Here is a 17252-nt window from a genome sequence, read left to right as displayed (position 1 = left end):
GCGACTCCTTACAGCACTTCCGGCGCCAGCGAAACGATCTTCATGAATCGTTCGCTACGCAGCTCACGCGTCACCGGCCCGAAAATGCGGGTGCCGATCGGCTCAAGCTTGTTATTCAAAAGCACAGCGGCGTTGCCGTCGAACTTGATCAGCGAGCCGTCTTGACGGCGAACACCCTTGGCGGTGCGGACCACCACGGCGTTGTAGATTTCGCCTTTCTTCACGCGCCCGCGCGGCGTTGCTTCTTTGACGGTCACCTTGATGATGTCGCCAATGCCGGCATAACGACGCTTCGAGCCGCCGAGCACCTTGATGCACATGACTTCACGCGCACCCGTGTTGTCGGCTACTTCGAGCCGAGATTCGGTCTGGATCATGGTTTGTCTTTCCCAACTTAATCCGGATGCACCACCATGATGCATTCGGTCAGTCTTGGTCCCGTCAGCCAATCGGCTGCTTGGGTTGGAACAGCAGCGACGGCAAACGAAACCCGCCATCGCAATTCGGTGAATCTTTCGGACAGGCTGGCGCCAGTCCGCTTCCCCCACCAACTTCGCCCGCGACGGGGCTCCCATAAAGAGGGAAGACCAGGATTATAACAAATAATCCTGGTCACGCAAGCAAAAACTTTGCGATTTCAAGCACTTCGTGGAGAAGTGCCTGTTACTGCCTACTGCACGGACCCGCTTAGATCACGCGAGCCGCTTCGACGAGGCGCGACACCGTCCAGGCCTTCGTCTTCGAAACAGGACGGGTTTCCTGGATTTCGACGAGATCGCCTTCGTTGCAGGTGTTCGCTTCATCATGCGCGTGGTACTTCTTCGAGCGCACGACATACTTGCCGTAGATCGGGTGCTTGACGCGGTGCTCGATCAGCACGGTGACGGTCTTGTCCATCTTGTTGCTGACGACCCGACCGACCAGCGTCCGCTTCAGCGAGGTTTTCACGCTATCGTTCATTTCTGGTTCGCCTTCTGAGTCATGACGGTCCGCACACGTGCGATGTCGCGACGAACCTTCTTCAACTGGCTCGTGTTCGTGAGCTGCTGGGTCGCGAGTTGCATGCGCAGGCCGAATTGCGCCTTCAGCAGGTCCGCCAGCTCCTTGTTGAGCGCGGCCTGGTCTTTCTGGAGAAGTTCGGAAGCCTTCATGTTTTCTCCTTAGGCGCCGAGCTGGCGCACGATGAATGCCGTCTTCAGCGGCAGCTTGGCTGCAGCCAGACGGAACGCTTCGCGTGCCAGTTCTTCGGTTACGCCGTCCATTTCATAGAGCATCTTGCCCGGCTGGATCTCTGCGACGTAGTACTCCGGGTTACCCTTACCGTTACCCATACGCACTTCGGCCGGCTTCTGCGAAATCGGCTTGTCCGGGAAGATCCGGATCCAGATACGACCGCCACGCTTGATGTGACGCGTCATTGCACGACGCGCCGCTTCAATTTGACGTGCGGTCAAACGACCGCGACCGATCGCCTTCAGGCCGAAATCACCGAACGACACTGCGTTGCCGCGCGTCGCCTTGCCGGTGTTACGACCCTTCTGCTCTTTACGATACTTTCTGCGTTTCGGTTGCAGCATCGTTATTCTCCAGTCTTGCCGTCTTCGGGCTTGCCGGCGCCACGGCGCGGTGCGCCACGGCGAGCACCCGGAGCGCCGCCTTCGCCGTCACGGCGCGGACGACGGTCGCCCGGACGCGCATTGCGACGCGGACGCTTGTCTTCGGCTACTTCTTCGACCACCGGCGCATCGTTGCGGCCGAGCGTGTCGCCCTTGTATACCCACACCTTGACACCGATGATGCCGTAGGTCGTCTTCGCTTCCGAAGTCGCGTAGTCGATATCGGCACGCAGCGTGTGAAGGGGCACGCGACCTTCGCGATACCACTCCGTACGAGCGATTTCGATACCGTTCAGACGGCCTGCGCTCATGATCTTGATGCCCTGGGCACCCAGACGCATCGCGTTCTGCATCGCACGCTTCATCGCGCGACGGAACATGATCCGGCGCTCGAGCTGTTGCGTGATCGAGTCAGCGATCAGTTGCGCATCGGTTTCCGGCTTGCGGATCTCTTCGATGTTGACGTGAACCGGCACGCCCATGCGGCGTTGCAGTTCCGTCTTCAGCTGTTCGATATCCTCGCCCTTCTTGCCGATGACGACGCCCGGACGCGAGCTGTAAATCGTGATGCGCGCGTTCTTTGCCGGACGCTCGATGACGACCCGACCGACCGAAGCGTTCTTCAGCTTCTTCTTCAGGTACTCACGAACACCGATGTCTTCCTGCAGCATCGCCGCGAAATTGTTGTTGTTCGCGTACCAACGCGAAGCCCAATTGCGGCTGACAGCCAGGCGGAAGCCAGTCGGATGAATTTTCTGTCCCATCGTATGGCTCCTTAATTCCCGACCGTCACAGTGATGTGACAGGATTGCTTCTCGATGCGGTTACCGCGGCCCTTGGCGCGCGCGGTGAAACGCTTGAGCGATGCAGCCTTGTCGACGTAGATGCTCTTGATCTTGAGCTCGTCGATATCAGCGCCTTCGTTGTGCTCCGCATTCGCGATTGCCGACAGCACAACCTTCTTCACGATGCCAGCCGCCTTCTTCGGCGAGAACGTCAGGACGTTCAGCGCCTTGTCGACCGGCAAACCGCGGATCTGGTCAGCCACAAGGCGCGTTTTTTGCGCCGAGATGCGGGCACCGCGATGAATTGCTTTCACTTCCATCTTGATTGCCCCTTATTTCTTGGCCTTCTTGTCGGCCGCGTGACCCTTGAACGTACGGGTCAGTGCGAACTCGCCAAGCTTGTGGCCGACCATGTTTTCCGAGATGTACACCGGAACGTGTTGACGGCCGTTGTGAACAGCGATCGTCAGGCCGATGAAATCCGGCAGAATCGTCGAGCGACGCGACCAGGTCTTGATCGGCTTTTTGTCGCGCGAAGCTGCAGCCGCCTCAACTTTCTTCAGCAAATGGGCGTCGCAGAACGGACCTTTTTTTACAGAACGTGCCATTGCCTACTCCTTAACGCTTGTGACGGCGCTGAACGATCATCGTCGTCGTGCGCTTGTTGCTGCGGGTGCGATAACCCTTAGCCGGCGTACCCCACGGGCTCACCGGGTCGCGACCTGCAGCCGTCTTGCCCTCACCACCACCGTGCGGGTGATCAACCGGGTTCATCGCAACGCCACGCACCGTCGGGCGGATACCGCGCCAGCGGTTCGCGCCAGCCTTGCCGATCTGGCGCAGGCTATGCTCTTCGTTGCCGACTTCACCGATCGTTGCACGGCACTCGATGTGCACGCGGCGGATTTCGCCCGAACGCAGACGAACCTGCGCGTAGACGCCTTCGCGTGCCAGCAGCATGGCCGACGTGCCAGCCGAACGCGCCATTTGCGCGCCCTTGCCCGGCAGCATCTCGATGCAGTGGATCGTCGTACCGACCGGAATGTTGCGGATCGGCAGCGTGTTGCCTGCACGGATCGGCGCTTCCGAACCCGACATCAGCTGTTGGCCGACGGTCAGGCCCTTCGGGGCGATGATGTAGCGACGCTCGCCGTCTGCGTAGAGCACCAGCGCGATGTTCGCGCTACGGTTCGGGTCGTACTCGAGACGCTCGACCTTTGCCGGGATGCCATCCTTCGTGCGACGGAAATCGACGATACGATAGTGCTGCTTGTGACCACCACCCTTGTGACGCGTGGTGATACGGCCGTTGTTGTTACGGCCGGCGGTCGAGCTCTGCGAGTCGAGCAGTGCCGCGAACGGCTTGCCCTGGTGCAGATTCTTGTTGACCACCTTGACCATCGCGCGGCGACCCGGCGAAGTCGGTTTAACTTTCACGATTGCCATGATTACTTGGCCTCCGCTTCAAAGTTGATTTCCTGGCCGGGCTTCAGGCAAACGTACGCCTTCTTCACGTCCTTGCGGCGACCCATCGAACGGCCGAAACGCTTTTGCTTGCCCTTCTGGACCAGCACGTTGACCGAATCAACTTCAACCTTGAACAGCAGCTCGACAGCCGCCTTCACTTCCTGCTTCGTGGCATCCGGTGCGACTTCGAACACGACTTGCTCGTTCTTGTCGGCAACCAGCGTCGCCTTTTCCGAGATCACCGGTGCGAGCAGGACCTGCATCAAACGATGATCGTTTTTGCGAATCTCGCTCATGACAGCAACTCCTCGATCTGGGCGACCGCAGCCTTCGTGACCAGCACTTTCTTGAAGTAGATCAGCGACAGCGGGTCAGCGTAGCGCGGCTCGACAATCGCCACGTGCGGCAGGTTGCGCGAAGCCAGGTACAGGTTCTCGTCGACCGTATCCGTAATGATCAGCACGGAGTCGAGACCCATGGTCTTGAATTTGTCAGCCAGCAGCTTGGTCTTCGGCGCTTCGAGGATGATGTCCTCGACGACCGACAGACGGCCTTCACGGGCCAGCTGCGAGAAGATCGAGCAGAGACCTGCGCGATGCATCTTCTTGTTGACCTTGTGCGAGAAGTTTTCTTCCGGCGAGTTCGGGAAGATGCGACCACCGCCACGCCACAACGGGCTCGACGACATACCGGCACGAGCGCGGCCCGTACCCTTCTGACGCCACGGCTTCTTGGTGGTGTGCTTGACTTGCTCACGGTCCTTCTGTGCGCGGTTACCCTGGCGAGCATTCGCCTGGTACGCGACGACGACCTGGTGGATCAGCGCTTCGTTGTAGTCACGACCGAACACGACGTCCGACGCGTTGACCACTGCACCTTCCTGACCATTTTCGTTCAGGAGCTTGAGTTCCATTATTTCGCCCCCTTGGTCTTGACGGCCGGCGTCACGAAAACCTTGCCGCCCTTCGCGCCCGGAATCGCGCCCTTGACGAGCAGCAGCTTGCGCTCTGCGTCGATACGAGCGATTTCGAGGTTCTGCACCGTCACCGTAACGTCACCGAGGTGACCCGTCATGCGCTTACCCGGGAAAACACGACCCGGATCCTGCGCCATACCGATCGAGCCCGGCACGTTGTGCGAGCGCGAGTTACCGTGCGTGGCACGGCCGGAGGAGAAGTTGTAACGCTTGATCGTACCGGCGTAGCCCTTACCGATCGACACGCCCTGCACGTCGACCTTCTGGCCTACTTCGAAAAGATCGGCACCGACAACGGCGCCATTCGACAGCTCAGCTGCCTTGGCCGCGTCAATGCGGAATTCCTTGAGGATTTCACCGGCTTCGACACCGGCTTTGGCGAGATGACCTGCCAGCGGCTTCGTCACGCGCGATGCGCGGCGGGAGCCGAATGCAACCTGCACGGCCGTGTAGCCGTCGGTTTCAACAGTCTTGATCTGCGTCACGCGGTTGTCCGACACGTCCAGCACGGTGACGGGAATCGAATCCCCTTCAGCCGTGAAGATACGGGTCATGCCAACCTTGCGACCTACGAGTCCAAGGCTCATCATTTTCTCCATTCCCGACTGCGATTGGTCGGGGCTGATTTACAAAATGCCGGGCACGCAAGGCCCAACTTTTTTATGCGAATACGCGAAAAGCCAAGCATTATAGCCCGACTTCACGATTTCCGCAAGCAATCAAAGACTTAGCGCCACCCGACAAGCCGGTTGGCGCTGAAAGCCTTACTGCAGCTTGATTTCCACGTCGACACCAGCCGGCAGATCGAGCTTCATCAGCGCGTCAACCGTCTTGTCGGTCGGATCGACGATGTCCATCAGGCGCTGGTGGGTACGGATTTCGAGCTGATCGCGCGACGTCTTGTTGACGTGCGGCGAACGCAGGATGTCAAAACGCTGGATGCGCGTCGGCAGCGGCACCGGGCCACGGACGATTGCACCAGTCCGCTTCGCGGTATCGACGATCTCGGCAGCCGATTGATCGATCAAACGGTAGTCGAAAGCCTTCAGGCGAATGCGGATTTTCTGTTGCTGCATGACGATTCCTTGAAAAGAGCGAGGCGATGTTGCATCGCCGGACACTAAAAGAACGCGAAACCTGTTGCCTGCGGGGAGCGAGGCGACACGTCCCGAACGGTACTTCCACTGCTAAGCCCGCGATTCTACACGAAAATTCGCAGCGGTGGTGGGCGTTTGTCAATACCGCGACGCACGCCACAAAGACAAAACCGGGTGCCAGATCAGACTGGACACCCGGTTTCGACGGTACAACTGCCTACCGTGGAATCGCGGACCCCGGAGGGATCCGCGGATCGTCGATATTACTCGATGATCTTGGCGACGACGCCGGCGCCGACGGTACGGCCACCTTCGCGGATTGCGAAGCGCAGACCTTCTTCCATCGCGATCGGAGCGATCAGCTTCACCGTGATCGACACGTTGTCGCCCGGCATCACCATTTCCTTGTCCTTCGGCAGCTCGATCGAGCCCGTCACGTCCGTCGTACGGAAGTAGAACTGCGGACGGTAGTTGTTGAAGAACGGCGTGTGACGGCCGCCTTCGTCCTTGCTCAGCACGTACACTTCAGCCGTGAAGTGCGTGTGCGGCGTGATCGAACCCGGCTTCGCCAGAACCTGGCCACGCTCCACGTCTTCACGCTTCGTGCCGCGCAGCAGGATACCGACGTTGTCGCCTGCCTGACCTTGGTCCAGCAGCTTGCGGAACATTTCAACGCCCGTGCAGGTCGTCTTCACCGTCGGCTTGATACCGACGATTTCGATTTCTTCGCCGACCTTCACGATGCCGCGCTCGACACGACCCGTCACCACCGTACCGCGGCCCGAGATCGAGAACACGTCTTCCACCGGCATCAGGAACGCGCCGTCAACTGCACGCTCCGGCGTCGGGATGTACGTGTCCAGTGCGTCTGCCAGGCTCATGATCGCCACTTCGCCCAGCTCGCCCGTGTCGCCTTCCAGCGCCAGCTTTGCCGAACCCTTCACGATCGGCGTGTCGTCGCCCGGGAAGTCGTACTTCGACAGGAGTTCGCGAACTTCCATCTCGACCAGCTCGAGCAGTTCAGCGTCGTCCACCATGTCGCACTTGTTCAGGAACACGATGATGTACGGAACGCCAACCTGACGCGCCAGCAGGATGTGCTCACGCGTTTGCGGCATCGGGCCGTCTGCTGCCGAGCAAACCAGGATCGCGCCGTCCATCTGCGCTGCGCCCGTGATCATGTTCTTCACATAGTCAGCGTGGCCCGGGCAGTCGACGTGTGCGTAGTGGCGGTTAGCCGTTTCGTACTCGACGTGTGCCGTGTTGATCGTGATGCCGCGCGCCTTTTCTTCCGGTGCCGCGTCGATCTGGTCGTAAGCCTTCGCTTCGCCGCCGAACTTCTTCGTCAGAACCGTCGTGATCGCTGCCGTCAGCGTCGTCTTGCCGTGGTCGACGTGACCGATCGTACCAACGTTCACGTGCGGCTTGGTCCGCTCGAATTTACCTTTTGCCATGATTCTCTTCTTTCAAAAATAATCGATTGTGATAACGAATTACTTCGACTTCGCGCTGATGATCGCTTCAGCAACGTTGCGCGGAGCTTCGGCGTAGTGCTTGAACTCCATCGTGTACGTTGCACGACCTTGCGTCAGCGAACGCAGCGACGTCGAGTAACCGAACATTTCCGACAGCGGCACTTCGGCGCGAACGATCTTGCCGCCGCCAACCATGTCTTCCATGCCCTGGACGATGCCGCGACGACCCGACAGGTCGCCCATGACGTTGCCCATGTAGTCTTCCGGCGTCTCGACTTCGACAGCCATCATCGGCTCGAGGACGACCGGGTTCGCCTTGCGCATCGCTTCCTTGAACGCCATCGAACCGGCCATGCGGAACGCATTTTCGTTCGAGTCAACGTCGTGGTACGAACCGAACGTCAGGTGAACCTTCACGTCGACGACCGGGAAGCCAGCCAGCACGCCCGACTTCAGCGTGTCCTGGATACCCTTGTCGACCGCCGGGATGTATTCACGCGGAATCACACCACCCTTGATCTCGTCGAAGAACTCGTAGCCCTTGCCCTGTTCGTTCGGCTCGAGCGTGATGACCGCGTGACCGTACTGGCCGCGACCACCCGACTGCTTGACGAACTTGCCGTCGACGTCCTTCGCCGTCGAACGGATCGTTTCGCGGTATGCAACCTGCGGCTTGCCGACGGTCGCTTCCACGCCGAATTCACGCTTCATCCGGTCGACCAGAATTTCGAGGTGGAGCTCGCCCATGCCCGAAATGATGGTCTGGCCCGACTCTTCGTCGGTCTGCACGCGGAACGACGGGTCTTCCTGCGCCAGGCGGTTCAGCGCGAGGCCCATCTTTTCCTGGTCAGCCTTGGTCTTCGGCTCGACAGCCTGCGAAATCACCGGCTCCGGGAACACCATGCGCTCGAGAACGATCGGGTTTGCCGGATCGCACAGCGTGTCGCCCGTGGTCGCTTCCTTCAGGCCGACTGCAGCGGCGATGTCGCCCGCACGGACTTCCTTGATTTCTTCACGCTGGTTCGCGTGCATCTGCAGAATACGGCCGAGGCGTTCCTTCTTGCCCTTGGTCGAGTTCAGCAGCGTGTCGCCCGAATTGACGACGCCCGAGTACACACGGAAGAAGATCAGCTGGCCGACGAACGGGTCGGTCATGATCTTGAACGCGAGCGACGAGAACTTCTCGTCGTCCGACGCCTTGCGCTCCGCTGCTTCGCCGTTTTCCAGCTCGCCCTTGACCGGCGGGATGTCGACCGGCGACGGCAGGAAGTCGATCACGGCGTCGAGCATACGCTGCACGCCCTTGTTCTTGAACGCGGTACCGCACAGCATCGGCTGGATTTCGCACGCGATCGTACGGTCGCGCAGCGCCTTGACGATGTCGGCTTCCGGCAGATCGCCTTCTTCCAGGTACTTGTTCATCAGGTCTTCGTTGGCTTCAGCAGCCACTTCGACCATCTTTTCGCGCCATTCCTTGCAGGTCTCGGCGAGCTCTGCCGGGATGTCGACGTAGTCGAACTTCGTGCCTTGGGACGCTTCGTCCCAAATGATCGCCTTCATCTTGATCAGGTCGACCACGCCCTTGAAGTTTTCTTCCGAGCCGATCGGCACCACGACCGGAACCGGGTTCGCCTTCAGGCGCAGACGGAGCTGGTCGTAGACCTTGAAGAAGTTCGCGCCGGTACGGTCCATCTTGTTGACGAACGCGAGACGGGGAACCTTGTACTTGTTGGCCTGGCGCCACACCGTTTCCGACTGCGGCTGCACGCCGCCCACTGCGCAGTACACCATGCACGCGCCGTCGAGCACGCGCATCGAGCGCTCCACTTCGATCGTGAAGTCGACGTGGCCCGGGGTGTCGATGATGTTGATGCGGTGTTCCGGATAGTTGCCGCCCATGCCCTTCCAGAAGGCCGTGGTAGCAGCGGACGTGATCGTGATGCCACGCTCCTGTTCCTGCTCCATCCAGTCCATCGTGGCTGCGCCGTCGTGGACTTCACCGATCTTGTGGTTCACACCGGTGTAAAACAGAATGCGCTCGGTCGTCGTCGTTTTGCCGGCGTCGATGTGAGCGCTAATACCGATATTACGGTAGCGCTCGATAGGAGTCTTGCGAGCCACTTTGATCCTCTACTGGGATGACATGATGCAGCCCTGCTGCATCATGCTTCAACACAAACGGGCGAGGCGCCTGAAAAGCGCACCCGCCCGGAATTTATTTCCGCTAACAGCCCTGACAGGCGCTTAGAAACGGAAATGCGAGAACGCGCGGTTGGCTTCTGCCATGCGGTGAACTTCGTCGCGCTTCTTCATCGCGCCGCCACGGCCTTCGGCCGCTTCGGAGAGTTCACCTGCCAGGCGCAGAGCCATCGACTTCTCGCTGCGCTTCTTCGCAGCCTCGCGCAGCCAGCGCATCGCCAATGCCATACGACGCGACGGGCGCACTTCGACCGGAACCTGATAGTTGGCACCACCAACGCGGCGGCTCTTCACTTCGACCACCGGCTTCACGTTGTTGAGCGCAACCGTGAACACTTCCAGCGGGTCCTTGCCACCCTTGGTCTGGATTTGTTCGAATGCGCCATAAACGATGCGCTCTGCGACCGACTTCTTGCCGGACAGCATCAGCATGTTCATGAACTTGGCTACATCAACGTTGCCGAACTTCGGATCCGGCAACACTTCCCGCTTGGGGACTTCGCGACGACGCGGCATGATTCTTCCTTTACCTGTTCAGTTGGAGCTGTATCCAGCTCCGCGGCCACCAACAAACCCGATCACATCTTCACGACTAACCAGCTTGGCCGGGTGACCACTTACTCGACAGCACCGGCAATCCGGCACTCCCGCCTTGACCGCCCTTGGGCGATCCCTGATCAAAAACTGCTTACTTGGCAGCCTTTGCACGCTTCGCGCCGTACTTCGAGCGCGCTTGCTTACGGTCCTTGACGCCCTGGGTATCCAGCGAGCCGCGAACCATGTGGTAACGCACACCCGGCAAGTCCTTCACACGGCCGCCGCGGATCAGCACAACCGAGTGTTCCTGCAGGTTGTGGCCTTCACCGCCGATGTACGAAATCACTTCGAAGCCGTTCGTCAGACGAACCTTGGCGACCTTACGGAGTGCCGAGTTCGGCTTCTTCGGCGTCGTCGTGTACACACGGGTGCACACGCCGCGACGCTGGGGGCAGTCCTGCAGGGCCGGGCTCTTGCTCTTCGTCGTTTCCGACTGACGGCCTTTGCGAACCAGTTGGTTGATGGTTGGCATTGTTTATTCCTGAAATTGAACAAAATCTGCACATCGATTTCGGGCAAAGCGAGAATCGACGCACAGTTGACTTCCGACACCGGCGAGTTGGACACGAACGTTGGAACGCGACGCGGCCTGCCGATTACCGGAACCCAACATCATATTCCGGAAATACCAACTAAGTCAACGGCTTGCGTGATTTGCCGGCCGCGCGGCCGGTTTACCGGAAGGGTCGGAACACCTGTGTCATGCCGATTCGACGACGTCGATGATCTCGTCGCCGAAGCGTTCGAGCTTGCGCACGCCCATGCCGGGGATATGGCGCAGGTCCTCGATCGTCTCGGGCGCATTGCGCGCGATCTCGGCGAGCGTGGCGTCATGGAAGATCACGTAGGCCGGCACGCCGTCGGACTTCGCGGTTTCCGCGCGCCACGCACGCAACGCATCCCAGCGGGCCCGCTCGCGCGCGCCCATGCCCGCCGTCGGGTCGACCCGCGTGCCGCTGCGGCTGGACGACTGGCGCGTGCGCTGCGGCTTCACGTAGCGGCGCAGCGTGACCTTCTCCTCGTTCTTCAGCACCGGCTTCGCGGCCTCGGTCAGCATGAGCGCGCCGAATCCGCCATGGTCGACCGCGAGATAGCCGTACGCGACGAGCTGCCGGAAAATCGCGCGCCACTCTGGCTCGGACAGCGACGCGCCGATCCCGAACGTACTGAGCTGGTCATGACCGCGCTGCAGCACCTTCTCCGTGCGGCCGCCGCGCAGGATCTCGATCAGATGGCTCGAGCCGAAATTGAAGCCGCTCGCGCGCTGCGCGCGGAACACGCACGACAGCGCCATCTGCGCCTCGCGCGTCGCATCCCACGAATCGGGCGGCTCGAGGCAGGTGTCGCAGTTGCCGCACGGCTGGCTCGCCTCGCCGAAGTAGTTCAGCAATCGCACGCGTCGGCACGAGATCGTCTCGCACAGCCCGAGCAGCGCGTCGAGCTTCGACGTCTGGACGCGCTTGTGCGCGTCGTCCGCATCAGACTCGTCGATCATCTTGCGCTGCTGGACGACGTCGCCGAGGCCATACGCCATCCACGCGTTCGCCGGCATCCCGTCGCGGCCCGCACGGCCCGTTTCCTGGTAGTAGCCTTCGACGCTCTTCGGCAAATCGAGGTGAGCGACGAAGCGCACGTCCGGCTTGTCGATGCCCATGCCGAACGCAATGGTCGCGCACATCACGACGCCTTCCTCGCGCTGGAACATTTCCTGGTGCTTCTGCCGCACCTCGAACTCCATCCCCGCGTGATACGGCAGCGCCCGCACGCCCTGCGCCTTCAGCCATTCGGCCGTTTCCTCGACCTTGCGGCGCGACAGGCAGTAGACGACGCCCGCGTCGGTCGTGCCGTCTGCGTTCGTATGCTCCGCGCGGATGAAGTCGAGCAGCTGCGCGCGCGCGTTGTCCTTCTCGACGATCCGGTACCGGATGTTCGGGCGATCGAAGCTCGACACGAACACGCGCGCATCGTCGAGCGCGAGGCGATGGATGATCTCGTCGCGCGTGATCGCGTCGGCGGTGGCCGTCAGCGCGATACGCGGCACCGACGGGAAGCGCTCGTGCAACACCGACAGCTGAATGTATTCGGGACGGAAGTCGTGACCCCACTGCGACACGCAGTGCGCCTCGTCGATCGCGAACAGACCGATCCTCGCGCGTTCGAGCAGCTCGAGGAAGCGCCCCGTCATCAGCCGCTCGGGCGCCACGTACAGCAGATCGATCTCGCCTTCGCGCAGCGCGCGCTCGGTGGCCGCGGCTTCGGCGCCCGACAGCGTCGAATTCAGATACGCCGCGCGCACGCCGACTTCGCTGAGCGCGGCGACCTGGTCCTGCATCAGCGCGATCAGCGGCGACACGACGATGCCCGCGCCCTGCCCCGCCTCGCGGCGCAGCAGCGCCGGGATCTGGTAGCACAGCGACTTGCCGCCGCCGGTCGGCATCAGCACGAGGCAATCGCCGCCGCCGGCGACGTGTTCGACGATTTCGCCCTGCTGGCCGCGAAATGCGGAATAACCAAAGACTTCGTCGAGGATTTCGAGGGCGCGGGACATGAATGAGAAGGAGGACGGCGGAACGATGACCGCAATTTTAACAACCCGCTCGCGCAGCGCACGGCGAATCGTGAAACGTTGGCCCATCGGACAGGGTTCGTGCGCGCGCATGACGGGCCTGCGCAACCGTGCGGCAAGCCCGTCATGAACGTGAACGACGGATAAAAAAAACCGCCCGGCGGACCGGGCGGCTTCGATGACAGCGAATACGGCAACGTAAGGCGGCTCGCGCCGCCCATGCTGCTTACTCGGCTGCCGGGTGTTGCGGCTCTTCCGCCGGCGTGCTCGGCGTACCGAAGTCGAATGCCTCTTCCGCAGCGATCTGGTCGAAACGCTCGCGGTCGGACATCTCCTTCGCCTTGCGCGCCTTGTGGAACGCGAGACCCGTACCGGCCGGGATCAGACGGCCGACGATCACGTTTTCCTTCAGACCGCGCAGATCGTCGCGCTTGCCCATGATCGCCGCTTCGGTCAGCACGCGGGTCGTTTCCTGGAACGATGCCGCCGAGATGAACGAGTCGGTCGACAGCGACGCCTTCGTGATACCGAGGAGCACGTTGTCGTACGAAGCCGGGCGCTTGTCCTCGGCGATCATGCGATCGTTCTCGTCCAGCATGTCGGAACGCTCGACCTGTTCGCCCGGGATGAAGCGCGTATCACCGTTGTCGGTGATCTGCACACGACGCAGCATCTGGCGAACGATCACCTCGATGTGCTTGTCGTTGATCTTCACGCCCTGCAGACGATACACGTCCTGCACTTCGTCGACGATGTAGCGCGACAGCGCCTCGATACCCTGCAGACGCAGGATGTCGTGCGGATCGGCCGGGCCGTCCACGATCATTTCGCCCTTGTTGACGACCTGAGCATCGTGGACCAGCACCTGCTTTTCCTTCGCGATCAGGAACTCGTGCTGATTGCCTTCGAGGTCCGTGATGACGAGACGCTGCTTGCCCTTCGTGTCCTTACCGAACGACGTCGTACCGGTGACTTCCGCGAGAATGCCGGCATCCTTCGGCGAACGCGCTTCGAACAGTTCCGCCACCCGCGGCAGACCGCCGGTAATGTCACGCGTCTTCTGCGCTTCGGTCGGGATACGTGCAAGCACTTCACCCACCTGCACTTGCTGGCCGTCCTTCACGGTGATCAGTGCGCCGACCTGGAAGCCGATCTGCACCGCGTGTTCCGTGCCCGGGATCTTCACTTCCTCGCCGTTCGCGTCGAGCAGCTTCACCTGCGGACGCACGCTCTTCGAAGCTTGCGAACCACGACGCTTCACGTCGATCACGACCAGCGTCGACAGGCCGGTCACGTCGTCGATCTGCTTCGCGACGGTCACGCCTTCCTCGACGTTCTCGAACTTCACCGTACCACCGTACTCGGTGATGATCGGACGCGTCATCGGATCCCACGTCGCCAGCTGCGTGCCGGCCTTGATCGCCGCGCCGTCGAGCTGCAGCAGCGTCGCGCCGTACGGGATTTTGTGACGTTCGCGCTCGCGGCCGATATCGTCGGTGATCAGCGCCTCGCCCGAACGCGAAATGACGATCTGCTCGCCCTTCGCGTTGGTGACGTAACGCATCGTGGCCGTGAAGCGCACGATACCGTTGCTCTTCGCTTCGACCGACGACGCCACTGCCGCACGCGATGCCGCACCACCGATGTGGAACGTACGCATCGTCAGCTGCGTGCCCGGTTCACCGATCGACTGTGCCGCGATCACGCCGACTGCTTCGCCGACGTTCACGAGCGAGCCGCGGCCGAGGTCACGGCCGTAGCAGGCCGCGCACAGACCGTAACGCGTTTCGCAGGTCAGCGGCGTGCGCACGCGCACTTCGTCGATGCCGAGGCGTTCGATTTCCTCGACCGCCGTTTCGTCGAGCAGCGTGCCCGATTCGTACAGCGTTTCCTGCGTTTCCGGGTTCACGACGTCCGCGACCGCGACGCGGCCGAGGATACGGTCGCGCAGTGCCTCGACGACTTCACCGCCTTCGACCAGCGCCTTCATCGCCACGCCGTTCGACGTGCCGCAATCGTCCTCGACCACCACCAGATCCTGCGTGACGTCGACGAGACGACGCGTCAGGTAACCCGAGTTCGCGGTCTTCAGTGCCGTATCAGCCAGACCCTTACGTGCACCGTGGGTCGAGATGAAGTACTGCAACACGTTCAGGCCTTCGCGGAAGTTCGCGGTAATCGGCGTCTCGATAATCGAGCCGTCCGGCTTCGCCATCAGGCCTCGCATACCGGCCAGCTGACGAATCTGCACCGCCGAACCCCGGGCGCCCGAGTCGGCCATCATGTAGATCGAGTTGAACGACTCCTGGCGCGTCTCGTTGCCGTCGCGGTCCGTCACCGGCTCCGTCGACAGCTGCTCCATCATCGCCTTGCCGACCGCTTCCGACGTTGCCGACCAGATGTCGACCACGTTGTTGTAGCGTTCCTGCGCGGTGACGAGACCCGACATGTACTGGCGGTCGTACTCCTTCACCTTCTTCGCGGCGTCGCCGACGATCGTTTCCTTCTGCGGCGGCACGAGCATGTCGTCCACGCAGATCGAAATGCCGGCACGCGTCGCGAGACGGAAACCCGACTGCATCAGCTGGTCGGCGAACACGACCGTCGCACGCAGACCGCACTTGCGGAATGCGGTGTTGATCAGGCGCGAGATTTCCTTCTTCTTCAGCGGCTTGTTCAGCACCGAGAACGGCAGGCCGTGCGGCAGGATCTCCGACAGGATCGCGCGACCGACGGTCGTCGCGTACAGCGAGATCTTCGGCACGAATTGCGGCGCGCCTTCGGACGTGTCCTCGTTGCGAACCATTTCGGTGATCCGCACGTTGACGCGCGACGCCAGCTCGACTTCCTTGTTCTCGTACGCGCGGATCACTTCCGACACGCCGGTGAACGACAGGCCTTCGCCCTTCGCGTTGATCGCTTCGCGGGTCGCGTAGTACAGACCCAGCACGATATCCTGCGACGGCACGATCGACGGATCGCCGTTGGCCGGGAACAGCACGTTGTTCGACGCCAGCATCAGCGTACGCGCTTCCATCTGCGCTTCGAGCGACAGCGGCACGTGAACGGCCATCTGGTCACCGTCGAAGTCGGCGTTGAACGCCGCGCAGACGAGCGGGTGCAGCTGAATCGCCTTGCCTTCGATCAGCACGGGTTCGAACGCCTGGATACCGAGACGGTGCAGCGTCGGCGCACGGTTCAGCATCACCGGGTGCTCGCGGATCACCTCTTCGAGGATGTCCCACACCACCGGCGTCTGGTTCTCGACTTCCTTCTTCGCAGCCTTGATGGTCGTCGCGACGCCCATCACTTCCAGCTTGTTGAAGATGAACGGCTTGAACAGTTCGAGCGCCATCAGCTTCGGCAGACCGCACTGGTGCAGCTTCAGCGTCGGGCCGACCACGATGACCGAACGGCCCGAGTAGTCGACGCGCTTGCCCAGCAGGTTCTGACGGAAACGGCCGCCCTTACCCTTGATCATGTCGGCGAGCGACTTCAGCGGACGCTTGTTCGCGCCCGTCATCGCCTTGCCGCGACGACCGTTGTCGAGCAGCGAGTCGACGGCTTCCTGCAGCATCCGCTTTTCGTTGCGGACGATGATTTCAGGCGCCTTCAGCTCGAGCAGACGCTTCAACCGGTTGTTACGGTTGATCACGCGGCGATACAGGTCGTTCAGGTCCGACGTCGCGAAACGGCCGCCGTCCAGCGGCACGAGCGGACGCAGTTCCGGCGGCAGCACCGGCAGCACTTCGAGGATCATCCACTCGGGCTTGATGCCCGAGCGCTGGAATGCCTCGAGGACCTTCAGGCGCTTCGCGTACTTCTTGATCTTCGCTTCCGAGCCGGTGTTCTTCAGCTCGGTGCGCAGCGTCTCGACCTGCTCGTCGATGTTGATCGCGCGCAGCAGTTCACGCACGCCTTCCGCGCCCATCTCGGCACGGAATTCGTCGCCGTATTCCTCGACCTTGTTGTAGTAATCCTCTTCGGTCATGATCTGCCGCGCCTTCAGCGGCGTCATGCCCGGTTCGATCACCACGTACGCTTCGAAATACAGCACGCGCTCGATGTCGCGCAGCGTCATGTCGAGCACCATGCCCAGACGCGACGGCAGCGACTTCAGGAACCAGATGTGCGCGACCGGCGAGGCCAGCTCGATGTGGCCCATGCGTTCGCGACGCACCTTCGCCAGCGTCACTTCGACGCCGCACTTCTCGCAGATCACGCCGCGGTGCTTCAGACGCTTGTACTTGCCGCACAGGCACTCGTAGTCCTTGATCGGCCCGAAGATCTTCGCGCAGAACAGACCATCGCGTTCCGGCTTGAACGTGCGGTAGTTGATGGTCTCCGGCTTCTTCACTTCGCCGAACGACCACGAACGGATCTTGTCCGGCGAGGCCAGACCGATCTTGATCGCGTCGAAAACTTCTTCCTGTTGGACTTGCTTGAATAGATCGAGCAGAGCTTTCATTGCCTT

General features: G+C 61.4%; 18 protein-coding genes. All 18 read right to left on the bottom strand.

What is annotated here, in order from left to right; translation table 11 throughout:
* Positions 1-8: 8 nt before the first annotated feature.
* The 18 genes from rplN to rpoC all read right to left on the bottom strand — a co-directional run bounded on the left by rplN (position 9) and on the right by rpoC (position 17246).
* Complete coding sequence (rplN, locus tag ACP26O_RS01540; RefSeq protein WP_006752929.1) at positions 9-377, bottom strand: 50S ribosomal protein L14; 369 nt, start codon at positions 375-377, stop codon at positions 9-11.
* 310 nt (positions 378-687) lie between these two features.
* Positions 688-960, bottom strand: coding sequence for a 30S ribosomal protein S17 (rpsQ, locus tag ACP26O_RS01535; protein WP_006752928.1), 273 nt, complete (start codon positions 958-960; stop codon positions 688-690).
* On the bottom strand, positions 957-1151 hold the full coding sequence (gene rpmC, locus ACP26O_RS01530) for a 50S ribosomal protein L29 (RefSeq protein WP_006400652.1): 195 nt from the start codon (positions 1149-1151) through the stop codon (positions 957-959). Before rpmC ends, rpsQ begins: the two co-directional genes overlap by 4 nt.
* 9 nt (positions 1152-1160) lie before the next feature.
* A complete protein-coding gene (gene rplP / locus ACP26O_RS01525) occupies positions 1161-1577 on the bottom strand; it encodes a 50S ribosomal protein L16 (protein ID WP_006752927.1) in 417 nt (138 codons plus the stop codon).
* A gap of 2 nt (positions 1578-1579) precedes the next feature.
* Positions 1580-2380, bottom strand: coding sequence for a 30S ribosomal protein S3 (rpsC, locus tag ACP26O_RS01520; RefSeq protein ID WP_006482899.1), 801 nt, complete (start codon positions 2378-2380; stop codon positions 1580-1582).
* Between the two features lie 11 nt (positions 2381-2391).
* The gene (rplV, locus tag ACP26O_RS01515; RefSeq protein ID WP_004199272.1) at positions 2392-2721 is read right to left on the bottom strand and encodes a 50S ribosomal protein L22; all 330 of its coding nucleotides are present in this window, start codon (positions 2719-2721) and stop codon (positions 2392-2394) included.
* A 12-nt stretch (positions 2722-2733) separates the two neighbouring features.
* The gene (gene rpsS / locus ACP26O_RS01510) at positions 2734-3009 is read right to left on the bottom strand and encodes a 30S ribosomal protein S19 (protein ID WP_004199273.1); all 276 of its coding nucleotides are present in this window, start codon (positions 3007-3009) and stop codon (positions 2734-2736) included.
* 10 nt (positions 3010-3019) lie between these two features.
* Positions 3020-3847: a 50S ribosomal protein L2 gene (gene rplB, locus ACP26O_RS01505; protein ID WP_006482900.1), complete on the bottom strand. Its 828-nt coding sequence runs from the start codon at positions 3845-3847 to the stop codon at positions 3020-3022.
* Positions 3848-3849: 2 nt separating this feature from the next.
* Positions 3850-4164, bottom strand: coding sequence for a 50S ribosomal protein L23 (rplW, locus tag ACP26O_RS01500; RefSeq protein ID WP_004199275.1), 315 nt, complete (start codon positions 4162-4164; stop codon positions 3850-3852).
* Positions 4161-4781, bottom strand: coding sequence for a 50S ribosomal protein L4 (gene rplD, locus ACP26O_RS01495; protein WP_006477192.1), 621 nt, complete (start codon positions 4779-4781; stop codon positions 4161-4163). The genes rplW and rplD overlap by 4 nt, the downstream gene beginning before the upstream one ends.
* Positions 4781-5431, bottom strand: coding sequence for a 50S ribosomal protein L3 (gene rplC, locus ACP26O_RS01490; protein WP_006752926.1), 651 nt, complete (start codon positions 5429-5431; stop codon positions 4781-4783). The genes rplD and rplC overlap by 1 nt, the downstream gene beginning before the upstream one ends.
* A 177-nt stretch (positions 5432-5608) precedes the next feature.
* Positions 5609-5920 carry a 30S ribosomal protein S10 gene (rpsJ, locus tag ACP26O_RS01485; RefSeq protein WP_004199280.1) on the bottom strand — a complete coding sequence of 104 codons (312 nt, stop codon included), beginning with the start codon at positions 5918-5920 and terminating at the stop codon, positions 5609-5611.
* Positions 5921-6204: 284 nt separating this feature from the next.
* Complete coding sequence (tuf, locus tag ACP26O_RS01480) at positions 6205-7395, bottom strand: elongation factor Tu (RefSeq protein ID WP_011350666.1); 1191 nt, start codon at positions 7393-7395, stop codon at positions 6205-6207.
* Positions 7396-7434: 39 nt separating this feature from the next.
* Positions 7435-9537, bottom strand: a complete 2103-nt coding sequence (gene fusA, locus ACP26O_RS01475) for an elongation factor G (RefSeq protein ID WP_006753598.1) — start codon at positions 9535-9537, stop codon at positions 7435-7437.
* A gap of 123 nt (positions 9538-9660) precedes the next feature.
* Positions 9661-10131 (bottom strand): 30S ribosomal protein S7, encoded by a 471-nt coding sequence (gene rpsG / locus ACP26O_RS01470; RefSeq protein WP_006477195.1) that lies wholly within the window; start codon positions 10129-10131, stop codon positions 9661-9663.
* Positions 10132-10303: 172 nt separating this feature from the next.
* Positions 10304-10684 carry a 30S ribosomal protein S12 gene (gene rpsL, locus ACP26O_RS01465; protein ID WP_006400662.1) on the bottom strand — a complete coding sequence of 127 codons (381 nt, stop codon included), beginning with the start codon at positions 10682-10684 and terminating at the stop codon, positions 10304-10306.
* A 228-nt stretch (positions 10685-10912) separates the two neighbouring features.
* Positions 10913-12760: a DNA helicase RecQ gene (gene recQ / locus ACP26O_RS01460; protein WP_175666038.1), complete on the bottom strand. Its 1848-nt coding sequence runs from the start codon at positions 12758-12760 to the stop codon at positions 10913-10915.
* A 244-nt stretch (positions 12761-13004) separates the two neighbouring features.
* Positions 13005-17246: a DNA-directed RNA polymerase subunit beta' gene (gene rpoC / locus ACP26O_RS01455; protein WP_006753596.1), complete on the bottom strand. Its 4242-nt coding sequence runs from the start codon at positions 17244-17246 to the stop codon at positions 13005-13007.
* Between the last annotated feature and the right edge of the window lie 6 nt (positions 17247-17252).

Source organism: Burkholderia sp. R-40 (assembly GCF_049942845.1).
GTDB lineage: Bacteria > Pseudomonadota > Gammaproteobacteria > Burkholderiales > Burkholderiaceae > Burkholderia > Burkholderia ambifaria.
The sequence above is the reverse complement of the archived record's forward strand: the minus strand, read 5'-3'. Positions and strand labels throughout refer to the sequence as shown.

Excerpts from the sequence above, each read along its gene's own strand:
- recQ (WP_175666038.1), bottom strand. The coding sequence starts at position 12,760 with ATGTCCCGCGCCCTCGAAATCCTCGACGAAGTCTTTGGTTATTCCGCA.
- rplB (WP_006482900.1), bottom strand. The coding sequence starts at position 3,847 with ATGGCAATCGTGAAAGTTAAACCGACTTCGCCGGGTCGCCGCGCGATG.
- rpsG (WP_006477195.1), bottom strand. The coding sequence starts at position 10,131 with ATGCCGCGTCGTCGCGAAGTCCCCAAGCGGGAAGTGTTGCCGGATCCG.
- rplW (WP_004199275.1), bottom strand. The coding sequence starts at position 4,164 with ATGAGCGAGATTCGCAAAAACGATCATCGTTTGATGCAGGTCCTGCTC.
- rplP (WP_006752927.1), bottom strand. The coding sequence starts at position 1,577 with ATGCTGCAACCGAAACGCAGAAAGTATCGTAAAGAGCAGAAGGGTCGT.
- rpsL (WP_006400662.1), bottom strand. The coding sequence starts at position 10,684 with ATGCCAACCATCAACCAACTGGTTCGCAAAGGCCGTCAGTCGGAAACG.
- rpoC (WP_006753596.1), bottom strand. The coding sequence starts at position 17,246 with ATGAAAGCTCTGCTCGATCTATTCAAGCAAGTCCAACAGGAAGAAGTT.
- rpsQ (WP_006752928.1), bottom strand. The coding sequence starts at position 960 with ATGAACGATAGCGTGAAAACCTCGCTGAAGCGGACGCTGGTCGGTCGG.
- rpsS (WP_004199273.1), bottom strand. The coding sequence starts at position 3,009 with ATGGCACGTTCTGTAAAAAAAGGTCCGTTCTGCGACGCCCATTTGCTG.
- rpmC (WP_006400652.1), bottom strand. The coding sequence starts at position 1,151 with ATGAAGGCTTCCGAACTTCTCCAGAAAGACCAGGCCGCGCTCAACAAG.
- rpsJ (WP_004199280.1), bottom strand. The coding sequence starts at position 5,920 with ATGCAGCAACAGAAAATCCGCATTCGCCTGAAGGCTTTCGACTACCGT.
- rpsC (WP_006482899.1), bottom strand. The coding sequence starts at position 2,380 with ATGGGACAGAAAATTCATCCGACTGGCTTCCGCCTGGCTGTCAGCCGC.
- rplD (WP_006477192.1), bottom strand. The coding sequence starts at position 4,781 with ATGGAACTCAAGCTCCTGAACGAAAATGGTCAGGAAGGTGCAGTGGTC.
- rplC (WP_006752926.1), bottom strand. The coding sequence starts at position 5,431 with ATGAGCCTTGGACTCGTAGGTCGCAAGGTTGGCATGACCCGTATCTTC.
- tuf (WP_011350666.1), bottom strand. The coding sequence starts at position 7,395 with ATGGCAAAAGGTAAATTCGAGCGGACCAAGCCGCACGTGAACGTTGGT.
- rplV (WP_004199272.1), bottom strand. The coding sequence starts at position 2,721 with ATGGAAGTGAAAGCAATTCATCGCGGTGCCCGCATCTCGGCGCAAAAA.
- rplN (WP_006752929.1), bottom strand. The coding sequence starts at position 377 with ATGATCCAGACCGAATCTCGGCTCGAAGTAGCCGACAACACGGGTGCG.